The organism is Pseudomonas sp. MRSN 12121 (genome assembly GCF_000931465.1).
Classification (GTDB): domain Bacteria; phylum Pseudomonadota; class Gammaproteobacteria; order Pseudomonadales; family Pseudomonadaceae; genus Aquipseudomonas.
Genome location: NZ_CP010892.1, coordinates 1298859 through 1320113, shown reverse-complemented (window position 1 = coordinate 1320113; position 21255 = coordinate 1298859). Strand labels below are relative to the sequence as shown.

Here is a 21255-nt window from a genome sequence, read left to right as displayed (position 1 = left end):
GAGTGAGACCCCGTACCGATGAACAACGCTCTGAACCAGTTGCAGCCCTACCCGTTCGAGAAACTCCGCGCGCTGCTCGGCGGCGTCCAGCCGAATCCGGCCAAGCGCCCGATCGCCCTGTCCATCGGCGAACCCAAGCACCGCTCGCCCAGCTTTGTCGCCGAGGCCCTGGCCAGCAACCTGGACCAGATGGCGGTGTATCCGACGACCCTGGGCCTGCCCGCCCTGCGCGAAGCCATCGCCCACTGGTGCGAACGGCGCTTCGGCGTACCGAACGGCTGGATCGATCCGGCGCGCCATGTGCTGCCGGTCAACGGCACCCGCGAGGCGCTGTTCGCCTTCACCCAGACCGTGGTCAACCGTGGCGACGATGCCCTGGTGGTCAGCCCGAACCCCTTCTATCAGATCTACGAAGGCGCGGCCTTCCTCGCCGGAGCCAAGCCGCACTACCTGCCGTGCCTGGATGAAAACGGCTTCAACCCGGACTTCGACGCAGTCCCGGCCGAGATCTGGCAGCGTTGCCAGATCCTGTTCCTGTGCTCGCCGGGCAACCCGACCGGCGCGCTGATCCCGATCGACACCCTGAAGAAACTCATCGCCCTGGCCGACCAGTACGATTTCGTGATCGCCGCCGACGAGTGCTACAGCGAGCTGTACTTCGACGAACAGACCCCGCCACCGGGCCTGCTCAGTGCCTGCGCCGAGCTGGGCCGCCAGGACTTCAAGCGTTGCGTGGTATTCCACAGCCTGTCCAAGCGCTCCAATCTGCCGGGCCTGCGCTCCGGCTTCGTCGCCGGCGACGCGGAGATCCTCAAAGGCTTCCTGCTGTACCGCACCTACCATGGTTGCGCCATGCCAGTGCAAACCCAGCTGGCCAGCATCGCCGCCTGGAACGACGAGGTGCATGTACGCGCCAACCGCGCACTGTATCGCGAGAAGTTCGATGCGGTGCTGGAGATTCTCGCGCCGGTGCTCGACGTACAGCGTCCGGACGGCAGCTTCTACCTGTGGCCGAATGTGGCCGGCGACGATACCGCGTTCTGCCGTGACCTGTTCGAGCAGGAACATGTGACCGTGGTGCCGGGCTCCTACCTGTCGCGCGATGTCAACGGCAGCAACCCGGGCGCCGGGCGCGTGCGCATGGCCCTGGTGGCGCCATTGGCCGAATGCGTGGAAGCGGCCGAGCGGATCCGCGATTTCGTCCAGCGCCGCAAATAACCCCCCGGACCTGTAGGAGCGAGGCTTGCCCGCGATAAACGCTAACGCGGTGTATCAGATGCCCCGCGTCGTCTTTATCGCGGGCAAGCCTCGCTCCTACACAAGCGTTATTTCACCGAGCCCAGATTCGCCTCGCTCAGGTCCAGCTCGCCCAGGATCTCGCGCAGCACGTCATCGCCGATCTGGTGCTGGCGGCTCAATCGATACAACTCCAGCCGCTGCGCCCGCAACGCCTTCAAGCGCAGCTTGCGCTCCAGCAGATCCATCTGGAACGCCAGCGCCTGGGCCTCGGCGGAATCGTCGAATACCTCCAACTGATGCCGATACTCCGCCATCAGCCGCCCCTTGAGCTCGGTGGCCAGCGCCGCCTGCGCCGCGTCCGGCGTATTGTCGGCGTCAGCCACCTCCTCGGCCTCCAGGGCATGGATCGCCGCTTCGGCGGTCTTGCGCCAGGCGTCGCGAACCTCGGCATGGCGCTTCTCGTCAGGGCTCTTCTGGATGCCCCGCAACAACAGCGGCAAGGCGATGCAGGCGGCGACCAGCGACAGCAGAATCACCCCCGCGGCGATGAAGATCAGCAAGTCGCGCTCGGGAAAGGCCTCGCCCGCCCCCAACAGCAGCGGCACCGACATCACACCCGCCAGGGTCACCGCCCCGCGTACTCCGCCCACCGTCAGCAGCCAGCAGGAACGCGCGGTCGGCACCAGCGTCAGCTCGCCTTTGCCGCGCCAGCGCCGCAACAGCCCGGACAGGCGCCAGATGCTCTGCACCCAGATGAATCGCAATACCAGCAGCACCAGGAAAATCGCCAGCACATCCAGGCAGCGGTAGAACAGGGTCGGCCACAGCGTGGTTTCATGGCTGACCACGGCCTTGATGATGTCGGGCAGTTGCAGGCCCAGCAGCAGGAAGATCAGCCCGTTGAACGCGAACTCCAGCAACGACCAGACACTGCGATTGAGCAAGCGGGTGCTGGTCTGCCGCGGCAGCAGGTCGAGCCAGCTCTGCATCATCCCCGCCGCCACCGCCGACAGGATGCCCGAGGCGCCCAGGCGCTCGGCCAGTACGTAGGCGGCGAAGGGCAGCAGCAGCATGAACACCACATGGGTCGCCGGATCGTCCCAGCCGCGGGCGATCATCCAAGCCCGCAAGCGGCCCACCAGCCAGCTCAGGGCCACGCCGACCGCCAGGCCGCCCACCGCCACCAGCACGAAGGTCAGGCTGGCGTTGGCCAGGGAGAACGCCCCGGTGACTGCCGCCGCCAAGGCAAACTTGAAGGTCACCAGGCCGGAAGCGTCGTTCATCAGCGCTTCGCCCTGGAGCATGTGCATCAGGGGAGTCGGCAGGCGGTTCTGGGAAATCGCCGAAACGGCCACGGCGTCGGTCGGCGACAGCACTGCCGCCAGGGCGAAGGCCACTGGTAGGGGAATGCTCGGCAGCAGCCAATGAATGAAATAGCCGGCCCCCACCACGGTGAACAGCACCAGGCCCACGGCCAGGGTCAGGACCGGGCCGCGCAGGCGCCACAGTTCGCGCTTGGGCATGCGCCAGCCATCGGAGAACAGCAACGGCGGCAGGAACAGAAACAGAAACAACTCCGGGTCCAGGGCCACGTGCAACCCCAGGGTGGGCCAGGCCAGCAAGGCCCCGGCGGCGATCTGCACCAGCGGCAGAGGCAGCGGGATCACCCGTCCGACCAGGCGCGAGACACTCACCAGCATCAGCAGGATAAGGACGGTATAAGCGGTTTGCATAAAGCGGATTTCCCAATCGTTCAGCAGCAGACTTCAGGCAACAGGTTACCGTCGAAGTGCCATATTAGCCGCTTAAGCTGGCGGCTTACCGCTGCACAAAGGTCGCAAGCGACCCGGGCGCTGTTACACAAAGCGACAAAGCCGGGCCTTCGCCGACGCCGAACCGGCGCGGGCATGGCATAATCCGAACCTTTGACTCCAGCATCTCAAAAGGGGGCAATTCCTTGACCGCTTCAAGCAAAACGTTGCACCTTTTCGGCATCAAAGCCTGCGACACCATGAAAAAGGCGCGCACCTGGCTCGATGAACACGCTGTCAGCTACGACTTCCATGACTACAAGACGGCCGGAATCGACCGTGAACACCTGACCCAATGGTGCGACGAGCACGGCTGGCAGGTGGTGTTGAATCGTGCGGGCACGACCTTTCGCAAACTCGACGACGAACGCAAAGCCGATCTCGACCAGGCGAAAGCAATCGAACTGATGCTCGCGCAACCCTCGATGATCAAGCGCCCGGTGCTCGATCTCGGTGACCGAACCCTGATTGGCTTCAAGCCGGATATCTACGCGGCAGAGATCAAATAAGACCTGCCCGTTCAATTTTTGTATGAGGTAACAGCATGTCCACTACCCTGTTCAGCCTGGCCTTCGGTGTCGGCACTCAAAACCGTCAAGGCGCCTGGTTGGAAGTGTTCTACGCCGCCCCCCTGATCAAGCCGTCGGCAGACCTCGTCGCCGCCATCGCGCCGGTGCTGGGCTACAGCGAAGGCAACCAGGCCATCGCCTTCACCAACGCCCAGGCCGCGGAACTGGCCGATGCCCTGAAAAACGTCGACGCCGCCCAGGCCGCGCTGCTGACCCGCCTGGCCGAAAGCCACAAGCCGCTGGTCGCGACCCTGCTGGCCGAAGACGCCCAGCTGTCCTCGACGCCCGAGGCCTACCTCAAGCTGCACCTGCTGTCCCATCGCCTGGTCAAGCCGCACGGCCTGAACCTGGCCGGGATCTTCCCGCTGCTGCCGAACGTGGCCTGGACCAACCAGGGCGCGGTCGACCTCGGCGAACTGGCCGAGCGCCAGCTGGAAGCGCGCCTGCGCGGCGAGCTGCTGGAAGTGTTCTCGGTGGACAAGTTCCCGAAAATGACCGACTACGTGGTGCCGAGCGGCGTGCGTATCGCTGACAGCGCACGCATCCGCCTGGGCGCCTACATCGGCGAAGGCACCACCGTGATGCACGAAGGTTTCGTCAATTTCAACGCCGGCACCGAAGGCCCGGGCATGATCGAAGGCCGCGTTTCCGCCGGTGTGTTCGTCGGCAAGGGCTCGGACCTGGGCGGCGGCTGCTCGACCATGGGCACCCTGTCGGGCGGTGGCAACATCGTGATCAAGGTCGGCGAAGGCTGCCTGATCGGCGCCAACGCCGGCATCGGCATCCCGCTGGGCGACCGCAACACCGTGGAGTCGGGCCTGTACGTGACCGCCGGGACCAAGGTGGCGCTGCTGGACGAGAACAACCAGCTGGTCAAGGTGGTCAAGGCCCGCGAACTGGCCGGCCAGCCCGACCTGCTGTTCCGTCGCAACTCGGAAACCGGCGCCGTGGAGTGCAAGACCCACAAGTCGGCGATCGAGCTGAACGAAGCGCTGCACGCTCACAACTAAGCGGCGATTCGGTTCCACTGGAACCTGCCGGGCGCTTATCATCGGCGCCCGGCCTGTTCAAACGAGTTCTGCCACCATGCTTGTAGCCTCCCCCTGGCGCGCCGATTTCCCGGCCATCGCCGCCCTGCAACGGCAGGACCAGACCTACCTGGACAACGCCGCCACCACACAGAAACCCCAGGCCCTGCTGGACGCCCTGGCGCACTACTACGGCAATGGCGCGGCCAACGTGCATCGCGCGCAGCACCTGCCCGGCGCTCATGCCACCCAGGCCTTCGAGGATAGCCGGCACAAGGTGGCGCAGTGGCTGAACGTCGAAGAAAGCGGGCAGATCATCTTCACCCATGGCGCGACCTCCGCGCTGAACCTCCTGGCCTATGGCCTGGAACATCAATTCAACCCGGGCGACGAAATCGTCGTCAGCGCCCTGGAACACCATGCCAACCTGCTGCCCTGGCAGCAGCTGGCGCAGCGTCGCGGTCTCGAACTGGTGGTCCTGCCGCTGGACGACGACGGCCTGATCGACCTCGACGCCGCCGCCCGCCTGATAGGCCCGCGCACCCGGCTGCTGGCCGTCAGCCAACTGTCCAACGTGCTGGGCGCCTGGCAGCCGTTGTCCCGGCTGCTGGCGCTGGCCCGCGAACACGCGGCCCTGACCGTGGTCGACGGCGCCCAGGGCGTGGTCCACGGCCGCCACGATGTGCAGGCGCTGGGCTGCGATTTCTATGTGTTCTCCAGCCACAAGCTCTACGGCCCGGACGGCCTCGGCGTGCTGTACGGGCGCAACGAGGCGCTGCAAGGCCTGCGTCACTGGCAGTTCGGGGGCGAGATGGTGCAGCAGGCCGACTACCAGCACGCCAGCTTCCGCCCCGCCCCGCTGGGCTTCGAAGCCGGTACGCCACCGATCGCCAGCGTGATCGGCCTGGGCGCGACCCTCGATTACCTTGCCGGCCTGGACCAGGACGCCGTCAGCGCCCATGAAGCCGCGCTGCATGCCTACCTGTTGCATGGCCTGCAGGCGCGCAAAGGCCTGCGCCTGCTGGGCAAGCCGCAGCTGGCGCTGGTCAGTTTCGTGGTCGATGGCGTACACAACGCCGACCTGGCCCACCTGCTGACCGAACAAGGCATCGCCGTGCGCGCCGGGCACCACTGCGCCATGCCGCTGCTGAAAAGCCTCGGCCTGGCCGGCGCTATCCGGGTCTCCCTGGCGCTGTACAACGACTCCGAAGATCTGGAGCGCTTCTTCGAAGCCCTCGACCAGGCCCTGGAGCTGCTGCGATGAGCCTGCCCGCCGACGCCCTGGCCGCCCTCGACAGCTTCCAGGGCACCCCCGCCTGGGAACAGCGCGCCCGCCTGCTGATGCAATGGGGCGAACGCCTGGCGCCGCTGCCTGAAGCCGACAAGGTCGAGGCCAATCGGGTGCATGGCTGTGAAAGCCAGGTCTGGCTGGTGGGCCGCTTGCAGGACGGCCACTGGCAGTTCACCGCCAGCAGCGACGCGCGGCTGATCCGCGGCCTGGTGGCGCTGCTGCTGGCACGGGTCAACGGCCTGTCCGCCGAGGAGCTGCAACGGGTGGACCTACCAGGCTGGTTCGATCAGTTGGGCCTGTCGCGCCAGCTGTCGCCCTCGCGCAGCAATGGCTTGAATGCGGTGTTGCAGCGGATGCGCGAACTCTCAGCCTGACGCCCATCCCTGTAGGAGCGGCCGGTCGACGCTCGATTGCCCGCGATGGCGCCCGCCCTGACCCACCGCGGCGCCTGTATCGCGGGCAAGCCTCGCTCCTACAAGAATCAAATGGCTGCGGGTTTGACCCGGTCCGCCGGGCGCCGCACGCCCGCCACCAGCTTGTCCACCGCCTTGGTCGCCGCGACCATGCCGAAGGTCGCGGTCACCATCATCACCGCGCCAAAACCGCCGGCGCAGTCGAGTTTCACGCCATCGCCGACAAAGCTCTTCTGCAGGCAGATGCTGCCATCCGGTTTCGGATAGCGCAGTTGTTCGGTGGAGAACACGCAAGGCACGCTGTAGTGACGGGTCACGGTGCGGGAAAAGCCGTAGTCGCGGCGCAGGGTCGAGCGCACTTTCGAGGCCAGCGGATCGTTGAAAGTGCGGTTCAGGTCGCAGACCTGGATCAGCGTCGGGTCGATCTGCCCGCCCGCGCCGCCGGTGGTGATGATCTGGATCTTGCGCCGCTTGCACCAGGCGATCAGCGCCGCCTTGGCGTTGACGCTATCGATGCAGTCGATCACGCAATCGATATTCGGCGTGATGTACTCGGCCATGGTGTCGCGGGTGACGAAGTCGGCGACCGCATGCACCCTGCAATCCGGGTTGATGCCACGCAGGCGCTCGGCCATGACCTCGACCTTGGGCTTGCCGACCGTGCTGTCCAGGGCGTGCAGTTGCCGATTGCTGTTGCTGACGCAGACGTCGTCCAGGTCGAACAGCGAGATCTCGCCCACGCCACAACGGGCGATGGCTTCCGCCGCCCAGGAGCCGACGCCGCCGACGCCGACGATCGCCACATGGGCGGCGCGCAAACGCGCAAGCCCCTCGATGCCATACAACCGGGCGACGCCAGCAAACCGCGGATCTTCTGTACTCATGACCGTTACCCCAAAAAACCGGCGCGCATTATAGGGCCGATGTCCGTCAAGAGCATCTTTGCCCTATGAATGGCGATCGGGGCTGCTTTAATAAGTGGAACTATCTGAAAAAACCGCCACAGAGAACTTAAATCGAGTTGGATTGCCCAATCTGCGGCTTTCCCCCGGGCGCTGTACGCTCGGTTGAAGGCCAGTGTAGGATGCGCGCCGCTTGGCGCCTGCCGACCGATCCCCGTTCCACACCCTTTGGAACCCGAAATAGCTATGTCATCGCGTAAATTTGGACTCAACCTGGTGGTGGTTCTGGCAATCGCCGCCCTGTTCACCGGCTTCTGGGCATTAATCAACCGCCCGGTCTCCGCTCCCAACTGGCCTGCCCAGATCTCCGGCTTTTCCTACTCGCCTTTCCAGCTGGGCCAGTTCCCGCAGAAAGAGCAGTACCCGACCGACGATGAAATGCGTCGCGACCTGGAGATCATGAGCAAGCTGACCGACAACATTCGTACCTACTCGGTCGACGGCACCCTGGAGAACATTCCCAAGCTGGCCGAAGAGTTCGGCCTGCGCGTGACCCTGGGGATCTGGATCAGCCCGGACCTGGAACGCAACGAGCGGGAAATCACCCGCGCCATCGATATCGCCAACAGCTCGCGCAGCGTCGTGCGGGTGGTGGTCGGCAACGAAGCGATCTTCCGCAAGGAAATCACCGCCGACCAGTTGAGCGTGCTGCTCGATCGCGTGCGCGCCGCGGTCAAGGTGCCGGTCACCACGTCCGAGCAGTGGCACGTCTGGGAAGAACACCCGGAGCTGGCCAAGCACGTCGACCTGATCGCCGCGCACGTCCTGCCGTACTGGGAATTCATCCCGATGGACAAGGCCGGGCAGTTCGTCCTCGATCGTGCTCGCGACCTGAAGAACATGTTCCCGAAAAAACCGCTGCTGCTGTCCGAAGTGGGCTGGCCGAGCAACGGCCGCATGCGCGGCGGCGCCGACGCCAGCCCCGCGGACCAGGCGATCTACCTGCGCAACCTGGTCAACAAGCTCAACCGCCAGGGCTACAACTACTTCGTGATCGAAGCCTTCGACCAGCCGTGGAAGGCCAGCGACGAAGGTTCGGTCGGCGCCTACTGGGGCGTGTTCAACGCCGCGCGCCAGCAGAAATTCAACTGCGAAGGCCCGGTGGTGGCGATCCCGCAATGGCGCGTGCTGGCCATCGGCTCGGTGGTCCTGGCGCTGCTGTCGCTGACCCTGCTGATGATCGACGGCTCGGCCCTGCGCCAGCGCGGCCGGACCTTCCTGACTTTCATCGCCTTCCTCTGCGGTTCGGTGCTGGTGTGGATCGGCTACGACTACAGCCAGCAATACAGCACGTGGTTCAGCCTGACCGTGGGCTTCTTGCTCGCCCTGGGTGCGCTGGGGGTGTTCATCGTGCTGCTGACCGAAGCCCATGAACTGGCCGAGGCGGTGTGGGTGCACAAGCGCCGGCGCGAATTCCTGCCGGTCGAGGGCGATTCCGGCTACCGGCCGAAGGTCTCGGTCCACGTGCCGTGCTACAACGAGCCGCCGGAGATGGTCAAGCAGACCCTCGACGCCCTGGCCAACCTCGACTATCCGGACTACGAAGTCCTGATCATCGACAACAACACCAAGGACCCGGCGGTGTGGGAGCCGGTACGCGACTACTGCGAAACCCTCGGCCCGCGCTTCAAGTTCTTCCACGTCGCGCCCCTGGCCGGCTTCAAGGGCGGCGCGCTGAACTACCTGATCCCGCATACCGCCAAGGACGCCGAAGTGATCGCGGTGATCGACTCGGACTACTGCGTCGACCGCAACTGGCTCAAGCACATGGTGCCGCACTTCGCCGACCCGAAAATCGCCGTGGTGCAATCGCCCCAGGACTACCGCGACCAGAACGAAAGCACCTTCAAGAAGCTCTGCTACGCGGAATACAAGGGCTTCTTCCATATCGGCATGGTCACCCGCAACGACCGCGATGCGATCATCCAGCACGGCACCATGACCATGACCCGCCGTTCGGTCCTGGAAGAGCTGGGCTGGGCCGACTGGTGCATCTGCGAAGACGCCGAGCTGGGCCTGCGGGTGTTCGAGAAAGGCCTGTCGGCGGCGTATTACCACGACAGCTACGGCAAGGGCCTGATGCCGGATACCTTCATCGACTTCAAGAAACAGCGTTTCCGCTGGGCCTATGGGGCGATCCAGATCATCAAGCGCCATACCGCCAGCCTGCTGCGCGGCAAGGACACCGAGCTGACCCGCGGCCAGCGCTACCACTTCCTCGCGGGCTGGCTGCCGTGGGTGGCGGACGGCATGAACATCTTCTTCACCCTCGGCGCCCTGCTCTGGTCGGCGGCGATGATCATCGTGCCGCAACGCGTCGACCCGCCGTTGCTGATCTTCGCGATCCCGCCCCTGGCGCTGTTCGTGTTCAAGGTCGGCAAGATCATCTTCCTCTACCGCCGGGCGGTCGGGGTCAACCTCAAGGACGCGTTCTGCGCAGCCCTGGCTGGCCTCGCGTTGTCGCACACCATCGCCAAGGCCGTGCTGTACGGCTTCTTCACCAGCAGCATTCCGTTCTTCCGCACGCCGAAGAATGCCGACAACCACGGCTTCTGGGTGGCGATCTCGGAGGCCCGGGAGGAGCTGTTCATCATGCTGCTGTTGTGGGGCGCGGCCCTGGGCATCTACCTGGTGCAGGGCGGCCTGCCGAGCAACGACATGCGCTTCTGGGTGACCATGCTGCTGGTGCAGTCGCTGCCGTACGTCGCGGCGCTGGTCATGGCGTTCCTGTCGTCGCTGCCAAAACCGGTGGCCAAGGCCGAACCCGCAGGCGCCGCATAAATCGCGGCAAAGCACTAAACGGCGGCCTCTGGCCGCCGTTTTGCTTTAAGATATCCGCCATTTTGCGCGCCTTGCCCCCATTGTAGGAGCGAGGCTTGCCCGCGATGAAATCCCTGCGGTGCCTCAGGCAAACCGCGTCGCGGCCATCGCGGGCAAGTCGGATCGCCGCCCGCTCGCCCCTACACATAACGCCTTGCACCGGAGTTTCCCATGACGGCCCACGCCGACCTTTCGCCGACCCTGCAACTCGCCTGTGACCTGATCCGCCGTCCGTCGGTGACGCCAGTCGACGCCGACTGCCAGAAACTGATGATGCAGCGCCTGGGCCAGGCCGGCTTCAAGCTCGAGCCGATGCGCATCGAGGATGTGGATAACTTCTGGGCCACCCACGGCACGCATGAAGGCCCGGTGCTGTGCTTCGCCGGCCACACCGACGTGGTGCCGACCGGCCCGGTCCAGGCCTGGCAGAACGACCCGTTCGACGCCCTGATCGATGAACACGGCATGCTCTGCGGGCGCGGCGCGGCGGACATGAAAGGCAGCCTGGCCGCCATGCTGGTGGCCGCCGAGCGTTTCGTCGCCGACTACCCGGACCACAAGGGTTCGGTGGCCTTCCTGATCACCAGCGATGAAGAAGGCCCGGCCCACCACGGCACCAAGGCCGTGGTCGAGCGCCTGGCGGCGCGCAAGGAGCGCCTGGACTGGTGCATCGTCGGCGAGCCGTCGAGCACCAGCCTGGTCGGCGACGTGGTCAAGAACGGCCGTCGCGGCTCCCTCGGCGCCAAACTCACGGTGCGCGGCGTGCAGGGTCACGTCGCCTACCCGCACCTGGCCAAGAACCCGATCCACCTGGCCGCCGCCGCCCTGGCCGAACTGGCCGCGGAGCACTGGGACGACGGCAACGCCTTCTTCCCGCCGACCAGCTTCCAGATCTCCAACCTGAATTCCGGCACGGGCGCGACCAACGTGATCCCCGGCGAGCTGGTGGCGGTGTTCAACTTCCGCTTCTCCACCGAATCCACGGTCGAAGGCCTGCAACAGCGCGTCGCCGCCATTCTCGACAAGCATGGCCTGGACTGGCACGTGGACTGGGCGCTGTCGGGCCTGCCGTTCCTCACCGAGCCGGGCGCGCTGCTCGACGCGGTATCGGCCAGCATCAAGGACATCACCGGTCGCGAGACCCAGGCTTCCACCAGCGGCGGCACCTCCGACGGGCGCTTCATCGCCACCCTCGGCACCCAGGTGGTCGAGCTGGGCCCGGTCAACGCCACCATCCACCAGGTCAACGAGCGGGTGCTGGCCAGCGACCTCGACGTGCTGACCGAAATCTACTACCAGACCCTGATCAAGTTGCTCGCCTGATGCTTGCCTGCCCTATCTGCGCGGCGCCCCTCGGCGCCGTCGACAACGGTGTCGCATGCCCCGCCGGGCATCGCTTCGACCGCGCCCGCCAGGGCTACCTGAACCTGCTGCCGGTGCAGCACAAGAACAGCCGCGACCCGGGCGACAACCAGGCCATGGTCGAAGCCCGCCGCGACTTTCTCAACGCCGGCCATTACGCCCCCGTGGCCAAGCGCCTGGCCGAACTGGCCGCCGAACGCGCACCGCAGCGCTGGGTCGATATCGGTTGCGGCGAGGGCTACTACACCGCCCGGATCGCTGAGGCCCTGCCCCAGGCGGACGGTTATGCCCTGGATATTTCCCGGGAAGCGGTCAAGCGCGCCTGTCGCCGCGCCCCGCAATTGACCTGGTTGATCGCCAGCATGGCGCGCATTCCCCTGGCCGACGCCAGTTGCCAGTTCCTCGCCAGCGTCTTCAGCCCGCTGGACTGGCAGGAAGCCAAGCGCCTGCTCAGCCCCGGCGGCGGCCTGATGAAAGTCGGGCCGACCAGCGGCCACCTGATGGAGCTGCGCGAACGCCTGTACGACGAGGTCCGCGAATACACCGACGACAAGCACCTGGCGCTGGTGCCGCAAGGCATGGCCCTGGCGCACAGCGAAACCCTGGAGTTCAAGCTGAGCCTGGCCAACCCGCAGGACCGCGCCAACCTGCTGGCCATGACGCCCCACGGCTGGCGGGCCAGCGCCGAACGCCGGGCCAGCGTGATCGAACAGGCCGAAGCCTTCGAGGTCAGCGTGTCGATGCGCTACGATTATTTCGTTCTGCAATAACCCAACAATCCCGGGCCTCGGGCAGCAACCCGAGGCCGAAGAAATCCGCGAATGGATTTTTCAGACCCGCAACGAGGACATCCATGCGCCAGCCGGACATCGAGATTTACCTGAAAGACGCCGACGTCGACCACAAGGCCATCGCCGCCTGGCTCGGCGCCGCGCTGGGCCCGTGCAGCGACTGGGTACAGAAAGGCCAGACCTACAAATGCCAGGCCGGCGGCGTGCCGGTCACCTGGCTGCCCAAGGCCGTGGGCAAGTGGAACAGCCTGTACCTGGAAAGCGACCGGACGCTCTGGGACGACGATATCGCCTGTGCTCGCGCAGCGTTCGCCGCACTCAAGGTCGAGGTGCGCTGCGCACCGGGCAGCTGGGTGGAGGAAGAAGGGGAAGAGTCGGCCGATCGCTGGATTCGCATCAGCGCCGACGGGGAAGAAGAGATTACCTGGCGTACCGCCTGACTCCAATTACTGTAGGAGCGAGCGGGCGGCGATCCGACTTGCCCGCGATAGCGTTGTGTCAGTTAAAACGCTATCGCGAGCAAGCTTCGCTCCTACAAAGATGCAGCGCTTACAAGCCCACTACATCCTCTGCCTGCAGTCCCTTCTGCCCTTCTACCACGGCGTATTCGACCTGCTGCCCTTCGGTCAGCGAGCGGTGGCCTTCACCACGAATAGCACGGTAGTGGACAAATACATCGGCACCGCCTTCACGCTGGATGAAGCCGTAGCCCTTGGCGTCGTTGAACCACTTCACGCTGCCGGTTTCGCGAGTTGCCATCAATCCATCCTCCGTCTTTTTATTATCAGTCGGCTTGTTGAAACGAAGCCGTGAGAACTTTCGCCTGGGCCGCGTTCTCTATTGAGGGGTCGCCATGCCCAAGCGCCAGCCGGCCGAGTATATGACAGGCGCAAAAACTCTCAACTCAATCTTGTTTGCCGCTTTTTTGCCGATTTTCGGCGAATCCGGCACACTAGCCGCCCCGAGCAACTGCTCGGTTTTTCCCACTAAAGCAGAAGCCGTATGACCCGCTCCCCGTTCCGCCGTCTTGTGTTTGGCACCTTGCGCCGACTGTTGTATCTCTGGGTCCGCTCGGAAACGATCAACCAGTCGTCCTTCACCCTCAACCTCGACCGCAGTCGCCCGGTGTTCTACGTCCTGCAAAACCCTTCGCTGACCGACCTCGCCGTGGTCGATACCGAGTGCACCAAGGCCGGCCTGCCGCGCCCGGTACTGCCGGTGTCGGTGGGTAACCTGCTGGAGCCCGCCGCGTTCTTCTACCTGACCCCGGCCCCCGACTGGCTCGGCCGCCAGGACAAGCGCGGTGCACCGCCGACCCTGACCCGCCTGGTCAGCGCCCTGAGCCAGAATGCCGCCGAAGACGCGCAGATCATTCCGGTCAGCGTGTTCTGGGGCCAGTCGCCAGATAGCGAATCGAGCCCGTGGAAGCTGCTGTTCGCCGACAGCTGGGCGGTCACCGGGCGCCTGCGCCGGCTGCTGAGCATCATGATCCTGGGCCGCAAGACCCGGGTACAGTTCTCCGCGCCGATCCACCTGCGCGAACTGATCGAACACAACAAGGGCCATGAACGCACCGTGCGCATGGCCCAGCGGATCCTGCGGGTGCATTTCCGCAACCTGAAGGCCGCGGTGATCGGCCCGGACATTTCCCACCGCCGCAACCTGGTCAAGGGCCTGCTGAACCAGCCGCTGGTGCGCCAGGCGATCCTCGACGAAGCCGAGCGGGAAAAGATCGCCCCGGAAAAAGCCAAGGCCCAGGCGTTGCGCTACGGCAACGAGATCGCCTCGGACTACACCTACACCGCGATCCGCTTCCTCGAAGTGGTGCTGAGCTGGTTCTGGAACAAGATCTACGACGGGATCAAGGTCAACCACATCGAAAGCGTGCAGAAGATCGCCCCGGGCCACGAGGTGATCTACGTACCCTGCCACCGCAGCCACATCGACTACCTGCTGCTGTCCTACCTGCTGTTCCGCAACGGCCTGACCCCGCCGCACATCGCCGCCGGGATCAACCTCAACATGCCGGTGATCGGCGGCCTGCTGCGCCGGGGTGGCGCCTTCTTCATGCGCCGCACCTTCAAGGGCAACCCGCTCTACACCTCGGTGTTCAACGAATACCTGCACACCCTGTTCACCAAGGGCTTCCCGGTGGAGTACTTCGTCGAGGGCGGGCGCTCGCGCACCGGACGCATGCTGCAACCGAAAACCGGGATGCTGGCGATCACCCTGCGCAGCTTCCTGCGTTCCTCGCGCATGCCGATCGTCTTCGTGCCGGTGTACATCGGCTACGAGCGCGTGCTGGAAGGCCGCACCTACCTGGGCGAGCTGCGCGGCGCGAGCAAGAAGAAGGAGTCGATCTTCGACATCTTCAAGGTCATCGGCGCCCTCAAGCAGCGCTTTGGCCAGGTGGCGGTGAACTTCGGCGAGCCGATCAAGCTGGGCGAATTCCTCGACCAGGAGCAGCCGGGCTGGCGCAACCAGGAGCTGGGCCCGCAGTTCAAGCCGGCCTGGCTGAACGACACCACCAACCGCCTGGGCGAGAAAGTCGCCCGGCACCTGAACGAAGCCGCCGCGATCAACCCGGTCAACCTGGTGGCCCTGGCGCTGCTGTCTACCAGCCGCCTGGCCCTCGACGACCGCGCCATGGCCCGGGTGCTGGACCTGTACCTGGCGCTGCTGCGCAAGGTTCCCTATTCGCCCCACACCACCCTGCCAGAAGGCGATGGCCGCGCGCTGATCGCGCATGTGAAGGACATGGACCTGCTGTCCGAGCAGAGCGATGCCCTGGGCAAGATTCTCTACCTGGACGAGCAGAACGCCGTCCTGATGACCTACTACCGCAACAACGTACTGCACATTTTCGCCCTGCCGGCCTTGCTGGCGAGCTTCTTCCAGAGTTCGTCGCGCATGAGCCGCGAGCAGATCCTGCGTTATACCCGGGCGCTGTATCCCTACCTGCAGTCGGAGTTGTTCATCCGCTGGTCCCTGGACGAGCTGGACGGGGTGATCGACCAATGGCTGGAAGCCTTCGTCGAGCAGGGCCTGCTGCGTTTCGAGAAAGACCTGTACCTGCGCCCGGCCCCGAGTTCGCGGCATTTCGTGCTGCTGACGCTCTTGTCCAAGAGCATCGCCCAGACCCTGCAACGCTTCTACATGGCCATTTCGCTGCTGCTCAACAGCGGCCAGCGCAGCATCAGCGCCGAGGAGCTGGAAGACCTGTGCACGGTGATGGCCCAGCGCCTGTCGATCCTGCACGGCCTGAATGCCCCGGAATTCTTCGACAAGAGCCTGTTCCGCCACTTCATCCAGACCTTGCTGGAAGAAGACGTGCTGCGCCGCGACGAGGCCGGCAAGCTGAGCTACCACGAACTGCTCGGCGAGCTGGCCGAAGGTGCGGCCAAGCGCGTGCTGCCCGCGGAGATCCGCCTGTCGATCCGCCAGGTGGCCCTGCATCGCAGCGAAGACGCCGCCGAACAGATCGCCGCCCCCGTCCAAAGCGACTAGATTCTTATCGGCGCCAGGCGGTTTCTGGCGCCCCCGATACGGAGATCCATCATGAGAAAACTCACCCTGCTCGCCCTCACCACCCTGCTCGGGGCCTGCCACAGCATGCAACCTGCCAGCCATGCCAGCCTCGACGGCGAAGTCTTCTACCTGCAACGCATCGCCTTGCCACCGGCCGCTACCTTGAGCGTCAGCCTGCAAGACGTGTCGCTGGCCGATGCCCCCGCCGTGGTGCTGGCCGAACAGAAAGGCCCGGTCAAGGGCCAGGTGCCGCTGCCCTTCCACCTCAGCTACGACCCGGCCCAGGTCAAGCCCGGGCATCGCTACTCGGTCAGTGCGCGTATCGAAGTGGCCGGCAAGCTGCTGTTCATCACCACCGAACATAACGGCGTGAAGCTCGACGGCAGCGATCCGCAGCCGCTGAAAATCCGTGTCGACGCCGTTCGCTGATCCTCTTTATCGAAAGGAAGCTGCCATGCTCCGTTCCTCCCTTCGCTTCACCAGCCTCTGCGCGGGCCTGCTGATGTCCGCCAGCGCCCTGGCGCTGTCGCTCGGCGACCTGTCGCAACAAGACGCCACCGGCGGCCTCAAGGATGCCCTGACCCAGGGCGCCCAGGTGGCGGTCAAACAACTGGGCACGCCCGGCGGGTTCAGCAATGACCCGGACGTGCGCATCGAACTGCCGGGCAGCCTCGGCAAAGTGGCGAAGAAAATGAAACAGTTCGGCATGGGCGCCCAGGTCGAGGAGCTCGAGACCAGCATGAACAAGGCCGCCGAGGCCGCCGTGCCACAGGCCCAGGCGCTGCTGGTGGATGCCGTGAAGAAGATGAGCGTGGAAGACGCCAAGGGCATCCTCAAGGGCGGCAACGACTCCGCCACCCAGTACCTGAGCAAGACCAGCCGCGAGCAGATCCGCCTGAAGTTCCTGCCGATCGTCAAGCAGGCCACCGACAAGGTCGGCCTGGCCAAGCAATACAACTCGTTCACCGGCCAGGCCGCGACCCTCGGCGTGCTGGATGCGAAGAACGCGAATATCGAAGGCTACGTGACCGAACAAGCGCTCAACGGCCTGTTCGAGATGATCGGCAAGCAGGAAGCGACCATCCGCCAGAACCCGGCGGCGGCAGCCACCAGCCTGGCGAAGAAGGTCTTCGGCAGCCTGTAACCCCATCCCCCCGTAGGAGCGAGGCTTGCCCGCGATTGCGTTCTACCTGACTGAACGCTATCGCGGGCAATCGAGCGTCGACCGGCCGCTCCTACAAGGGACGCATCAGGTTTTCCTGACGCGGAACCACGCCGCATATAGCGCCGGCAGGAACAGCAACGTCAGCGCCGTCGCCACGATCAGCCCGCCCATGATCGCCACCGCCATCGGCCCGAAGAACACGCTGCGCGACAGCGGGATCATCGCCAGTACCGCCGCCAGCGCGGTCAGCACGATCGGCCGGAAACGCCTCACCGTCGCCTCGATGATCGCCTGCCACGGCTGCAACCCGGCGCGGATGTCCTGCTCGATCTGATCCACCAGGATCACCGAGTTGCGCATGATCATCCCCGACAGCGCGATGGTGCCGAGCATCGCCACGAACCCGAACGGCTGGCGGAACACCATCAGGAACAGGGTCACCCCGATCAGCCCCAGCGGCGCGGTGAGGAACACCATCGCCGTGCGCGAGAAGCTGCGCAGTTGCAGCATCAGCAGGGTCAACACCACCACGATGAACAGCGGCACGCCGGCCTTCACCGAGTTCTGCCCGCGGGCGGAGTCTTCCACGGTGCCCCCCACCTCCAGCAGATAACCGTCCGGCAGTTCGGCGCGCACCGGCTCCAGGGTCGGCAGGATCTGCTGTACCAGGGTCGCCGGTTGTTCCTTGCCGTAGATGTCGGCGCGGATGGTCACGTTCGGCAGGCGGTTGCGGTGCCAGATGATGCCTTCCTCGAAGCCGTACTCCAGGGTCGCGACCTGGGACAACGCCACGCTCTTGCCGTTGTCGGTGGGCACCGCCAGGCTCGGCAGCAACGACAGCTCGGTACGCTCATGCCGGGTGCCGCGCAGCAGGATCTCGATCAACTCGTTGTCTTCGCGGTACTGGCTGACGCTGGACCCGGTCAGCGAGCTTTGCAGGAACTTCGCCAGGTTGGCCGTGCTCACGCCCAGCGCGCGGGCCCGGTCCTGGTCGATATTGAGGTAGACCACCTTGCTCGGTTCTTCCCAATCCAGGTGCACGTTGGTCACATGCGGGTTCTCGCGCACCTTGGCCGCCACCTTGCGCGCCAGGGCGCGGACTTCCTCGATATGTTCGCCGGTGACGCGGAACTGCACCGGGTAGCCCACGGGCGGGCCGTTCTCCAGCCGGGTGACCCGCGAACGCAAGGCCGGGAACTGTTCGTCCAGGGTTTCGATCAGCCAGCTGCGCAGGCTTTCCCGTTCCTCGATGGTCTTGGCCAGCACCACGAACTGGGCAAAGCTCGCCGCCGGCAGTTGCTGGTCCAGGGGCAGGTAGAAGCGCGGCGAACCGGTGCCGACGTACGCCACGTAATTGTCGATGCCCGGGTGATCCTTGAGCAGCGCTTCCAGGCGCTTGACCTGCTCGGCGGTGTTGCTCAGGGACGCGCCTTCCGCCAATTTCAGGTCGACCATCAGTTCCAGGCGCCCGGAAGCCGGGAAGAACTGCTGCGGCACGAACCGGAACAGCATCACCGAAGCGATGAACAGCAGCACGGTCAGGGCGATCACGGTTTTGCGCCGGCGCACGCACCATTCCACCATCCGCCGCACCCGCTGATAGAACGGCGTGCCGTACGGGTCCGGCTGGCCGTCGGCGGTGCCGTGCTTGGCCGCATGCAGCTTGGCTAGGTCCGGCAGCAGCTTCTCGCCCAGATAAGGCACGAACACCACCGCGGCGACCCAGGACGCCAGCAGGGCGATGGTCACCACCTGGAAGATCGAACGGGTGTACTCGCCGGTGCCAGACTGCGCCGTGGCGATCGGCAGGAAACCCGCCGCGGTGATCAGGGTGCCGGTGAGCATCGGGAACGCGGTGCTGGTCCAGGCATAGCTGGCGGCCTTGAGCCGGTCGTAGCCCTGCTCCATCTTGATCGCCATCATCTCCACCGCGATGATCGCATCGTCCACCAGCAAACCCAGGGCCAGCACCAGCGCCCCCAGGGAAATCTTGTGCAGGCCGATCCCCAGGTAATACATGGTGGCGAAGGTCATCGCCAGCACCAACGGAATCGCCAGGGCCACCACCATGCCGGTGCGCACGCCCAGGGAAAAGAAGCTCACCAGCAACACGATTGCCAGGGCCTCCACCAGCACCCGGACGAACTCGCCGACGCCGGTTTTCACCGCGGCCGGCTGATCGGACACCTTGCGCAGCTCCATGCCCGCCGGCAGGGTGTTCTGCAGCCGGGCGAACTCCAGCTCCAGCGCCTTGCCCAGCACCAGGATGTCGCCGCCGTCCTTCATGGCCACCGCCAGGCCGATCGCGTCCTGGCCCATGAAGCGCATGCGCGGCGCCGGTGGATCGTTGAAACCGCGGCGCACATCGGCCACGTCACCGATGCGGAAGGTGCGGTCGGCCACGCGGATCGGGAAATTGCTGATCTGCTCGACGCTCTGGAAGTTGCCGGACACGCGCAATTGCAAGCGCTCGCTGCCGGTCTCGAAGAAACCGGCGGTGGACACCGCGTTCTGTTCCTCCAGCGCCTGCTGCACCGCCGCCAGCGGCAGGCCGAGAGTCGCCAGCTTGACGTTCGACAGCTCGATCCAGACCTTCTCGTCCTGCAGGCCCAGCAGCTCGACCTTGCCCACGTCCTTGACCCGTTGCAGCTGGATCTGGATCCGGTCGGCGTAGTCCTTGAGCACCGCGTAATCGAACCCCTCGCCGGTCAACGCGTAGATATTGCCGAAGGTGGTGCCGAACTCATCGTTGAAGAAGGGCCCCTGGATTCCCGGCGGCAGCGTTTGGCGGATGTCGCTGATCTTCTTGCGCACCTGGTACCAGAGCTCGGGGATCTGCGCCGAATGCATCGAGTCGCGGGCCATGAAGGTCACCTGGGACTCGCCCGGGCGGGAGAACGAGACGATCCGCTCGTACTCGCCGGTTTCCATCAGCTTCTTTTCGATGCGCTCGGTCACCTGCCGGGACACCTCCTGCGCCGTGGCGCCCGGCCAGTTGGTGCGGATCACCATGGCCTTGAAGGTGAAAGGCGGGTCCTCGCTCTGCCCCAGCTTGGTGTAGGACAACGCCCCGACCACCGCCAGCAACAGCATCAGGAACAACACGATCTGGCGGTTGCGCAATGCCCATGCGGAAAGATTGAAACCCATCGGGGATTACTCCTTGGCCGCCAGATTGACCACGCGGTTGGAGCGATCCACCGGACGCACCTGCTGCCCCTCATGGAGCACATGCACGCCGGCCGCCACTACCCAGTCGCTGACGCCAAGGCCCTCGAGCACCGGCACGCTCTTCTCGCCGAAGGCACCGAGGCGCACCGGGGTCTTTTTCAGGGTATTGCCGGCATCCACCCGCCAGACATAGGCGGCACCGTTTTCCGCGGTCACCGCCGACAGCGGAACCGAGAGCGGCACGCTGGCCGCGGCCTGGATAAAGACCCGGGCGCTTTGCCCCAGCTCGGCCGGCACCTTGCCGGCGGTGAAGGCGATACGGGCGGCGAAGGTCCGGGAACGCGGATCGGCGGCCGGCGACAACTCGCGGATCTGCCCGGCAAAGCGCTGGTCGGGCTGGCTCCACAGTTCCACCGACACCGGCTGGCCAATGCGGAAACGGCCGAAACCCTGCTCCGGCAGGCTGATCAGCACTTCACGCTCGCCATCGGTGGCCAGGGTGAAGACCGTCTGGCCGGCGGCGACCACCTGGCCGACCTCGACCGTGCGCCGAGCGATGACGCCATCCTTGGGCGCTCGCAGCACGGCATAGCCGGCCTGGTTGCTGGCCACGTCGAATTCGGCCTTGATCTGCTTGAGCCGGGCCTCGCCCGAGCGGTACAGGTTTTCCGCGTTGTCGTACTGGGAACGGCTGACCATCTGCCGGTCCATCAGGGTCTTGTAGCGGTCGCGCTCGGCCCGCACCAGGTTCAGGTTGGCCTCGGCCGCCGCCACCTGCGCCCGGGTGGCTTCCAGTTGCAGGCGCACGTCCTGCGGATCGAGTTCGGCCAAGGGCTGGTCGGCCTTCACCCGTTGCCCCTCCTCGACCAGCCGTCGGCTGACCTTGCCGCCGATCCGGAACGCCAGGTCCGGCTCGTAGCGCGCGCGGACTTCGCCGGGATAGCTGTCCATCGCCTGGGCCGCGGGCTCCGGCTGTACCACCATGGCCGGGCGGACGGTGGTTTGCGCGGCTTCTTCATGACCGCAGGCGGACAGCAGGATGGCCAGACTGACTGGCAGGGCGAGGGGCAAGGCATAGCGGAACATGGTGAGGGACCTTTCGCTA

General features: G+C 65.4%; 18 protein-coding genes. 13 read left to right on the top strand and 5 right to left on the bottom strand.

Annotated features, from left to right (window positions below):
* Positions 1-18: 18 nt before the first annotated feature.
* Positions 19-1218 carry a succinyldiaminopimelate transaminase gene (gene dapC / locus TO66_RS05890; RefSeq protein ID WP_044461450.1) on the top strand — a complete coding sequence of 400 codons (1200 nt, stop codon included), beginning with the start codon at positions 19-21 and terminating at the stop codon, positions 1216-1218.
* Between the two features lie 107 nt (positions 1219-1325).
* Here the strand turns inward: dapC and TO66_RS05885 are convergent, their stop codons facing one another.
* Positions 1326-2972 (bottom strand): Na+/H+ antiporter, encoded by a 1647-nt coding sequence (locus TO66_RS05885; RefSeq protein WP_044461449.1) that lies wholly within the window; start codon positions 2970-2972, stop codon positions 1326-1328.
* Between the two features lie 278 nt (positions 2973-3250).
* Here TO66_RS05885 and TO66_RS05880 point away from each other — a divergent pair, with 278 nt between their 5' ends.
* The 4 genes from TO66_RS05880 (at position 3251) to TO66_RS05865 (ending at position 6312) form a co-directional block, all read left to right on the top strand.
* Positions 3251-3559: an arsenate reductase gene (locus tag TO66_RS05880; protein WP_230011666.1), complete on the top strand. Its 309-nt coding sequence runs from the start codon at positions 3251-3253 to the stop codon at positions 3557-3559.
* Positions 3560-3594: 35 nt separating this feature from the next.
* Entirely contained in the window at positions 3595-4629 is a 1035-nt protein-coding gene (gene dapD / locus TO66_RS05875) for a 2,3,4,5-tetrahydropyridine-2,6-dicarboxylate N-succinyltransferase (RefSeq protein ID WP_044461447.1), read from the top strand.
* Between the two features lie 76 nt (positions 4630-4705).
* A complete protein-coding gene (locus TO66_RS05870; protein ID WP_044461446.1) occupies positions 4706-5911 on the top strand; it encodes an aminotransferase class V-fold PLP-dependent enzyme in 1206 nt (401 codons plus the stop codon).
* Complete coding sequence (locus tag TO66_RS05865; RefSeq protein ID WP_044461445.1) at positions 5908-6312, top strand: SufE family protein; 405 nt, start codon at positions 5908-5910, stop codon at positions 6310-6312. Before TO66_RS05870 ends, TO66_RS05865 begins: the two co-directional genes overlap by 4 nt.
* Positions 6313-6419: 107 nt before the next feature.
* Here TO66_RS05865 and tcdA read toward each other — a convergent pair whose 3' ends face one another.
* Positions 6420-7235: a tRNA cyclic N6-threonylcarbamoyladenosine(37) synthase TcdA gene (gene tcdA, locus TO66_RS05860; protein ID WP_044461444.1), complete on the bottom strand. Its 816-nt coding sequence runs from the start codon at positions 7233-7235 to the stop codon at positions 6420-6422.
* Positions 7236-7499: 264 nt separating this feature from the next.
* Between tcdA and TO66_RS05855 the strand changes: the two genes are divergently transcribed.
* From TO66_RS05855 to TO66_RS05840, 4 genes are all read left to right on the top strand, one after another.
* Positions 7500-10094, top strand: coding sequence for a glycosyltransferase (locus TO66_RS05855; RefSeq protein ID WP_044461443.1), 2595 nt, complete (start codon positions 7500-7502; stop codon positions 10092-10094).
* Positions 10095-10304: 210 nt separating this feature from the next.
* Positions 10305-11456, top strand: a complete 1152-nt coding sequence (dapE, locus tag TO66_RS05850; protein ID WP_044461442.1) for a succinyl-diaminopimelate desuccinylase — start codon at positions 10305-10307, stop codon at positions 11454-11456.
* Positions 11456-12265 carry a putative RNA methyltransferase gene (locus TO66_RS05845; RefSeq protein ID WP_044461441.1) on the top strand — a complete coding sequence of 270 codons (810 nt, stop codon included), beginning with the start codon at positions 11456-11458 and terminating at the stop codon, positions 12263-12265. Before dapE ends, TO66_RS05845 begins: the two co-directional genes overlap by 1 nt.
* Before the next feature lie 83 nt (positions 12266-12348).
* Positions 12349-12726, top strand: a complete 378-nt coding sequence (locus tag TO66_RS05840) for a hypothetical protein (RefSeq protein ID WP_044461440.1) — start codon at positions 12349-12351, stop codon at positions 12724-12726.
* A gap of 109 nt (positions 12727-12835) precedes the next feature.
* On the opposite strand, the gene TO66_RS05835 is transcribed toward TO66_RS05840, so the two are convergent.
* Entirely contained in the window at positions 12836-13045 is a 210-nt protein-coding gene (locus tag TO66_RS05835) for a cold-shock protein (protein ID WP_007927922.1), read from the bottom strand.
* A gap of 94 nt (positions 13046-13139) precedes the next feature.
* On the opposite strand from TO66_RS05835, the gene TO66_RS33200 reads away from it, so the two are divergent.
* From TO66_RS33200 to TO66_RS05820, 4 genes are read left to right on the top strand one after another with little or no spacing between them, the layout of a single operon-like run.
* Positions 13140-13292, top strand: coding sequence for a hypothetical protein (locus TO66_RS33200; protein WP_156162042.1), 153 nt, complete (start codon positions 13140-13142; stop codon positions 13290-13292).
* On the top strand, positions 13289-15793 hold the full coding sequence (gene plsB, locus TO66_RS05830; RefSeq protein ID WP_044461439.1) for a glycerol-3-phosphate 1-O-acyltransferase PlsB: 2505 nt from the start codon (positions 13289-13291) through the stop codon (positions 15791-15793). Before TO66_RS33200 ends, plsB begins: the two co-directional genes overlap by 4 nt.
* A gap of 51 nt (positions 15794-15844) precedes the next feature.
* Positions 15845-16243, top strand: a complete 399-nt coding sequence (locus TO66_RS05825) for a YbaY family lipoprotein (RefSeq protein WP_044461438.1) — start codon at positions 15845-15847, stop codon at positions 16241-16243.
* A 25-nt stretch (positions 16244-16268) separates the two neighbouring features.
* Entirely contained in the window at positions 16269-16958 is a 690-nt protein-coding gene (locus TO66_RS05820; RefSeq protein WP_044461437.1) for a DUF4197 domain-containing protein, read from the top strand.
* Positions 16959-17063: 105 nt separating this feature from the next.
* Here TO66_RS05820 and TO66_RS05815 read toward each other — a convergent pair whose 3' ends face one another.
* Both TO66_RS05815 and TO66_RS05810 read right to left on the bottom strand, forming a co-directional pair.
* On the bottom strand, positions 17064-20129 hold the full coding sequence (locus TO66_RS05815) for an efflux RND transporter permease subunit (RefSeq protein ID WP_044461436.1): 3066 nt from the start codon (positions 20127-20129) through the stop codon (positions 17064-17066).
* Positions 20130-20135: 6 nt separating this feature from the next.
* The gene (locus TO66_RS05810) at positions 20136-21236 is read right to left on the bottom strand and encodes an efflux RND transporter periplasmic adaptor subunit (protein WP_044461435.1); all 1101 of its coding nucleotides are present in this window, start codon (positions 21234-21236) and stop codon (positions 20136-20138) included.
* Between the last annotated feature and the right edge of the window lie 19 nt (positions 21237-21255).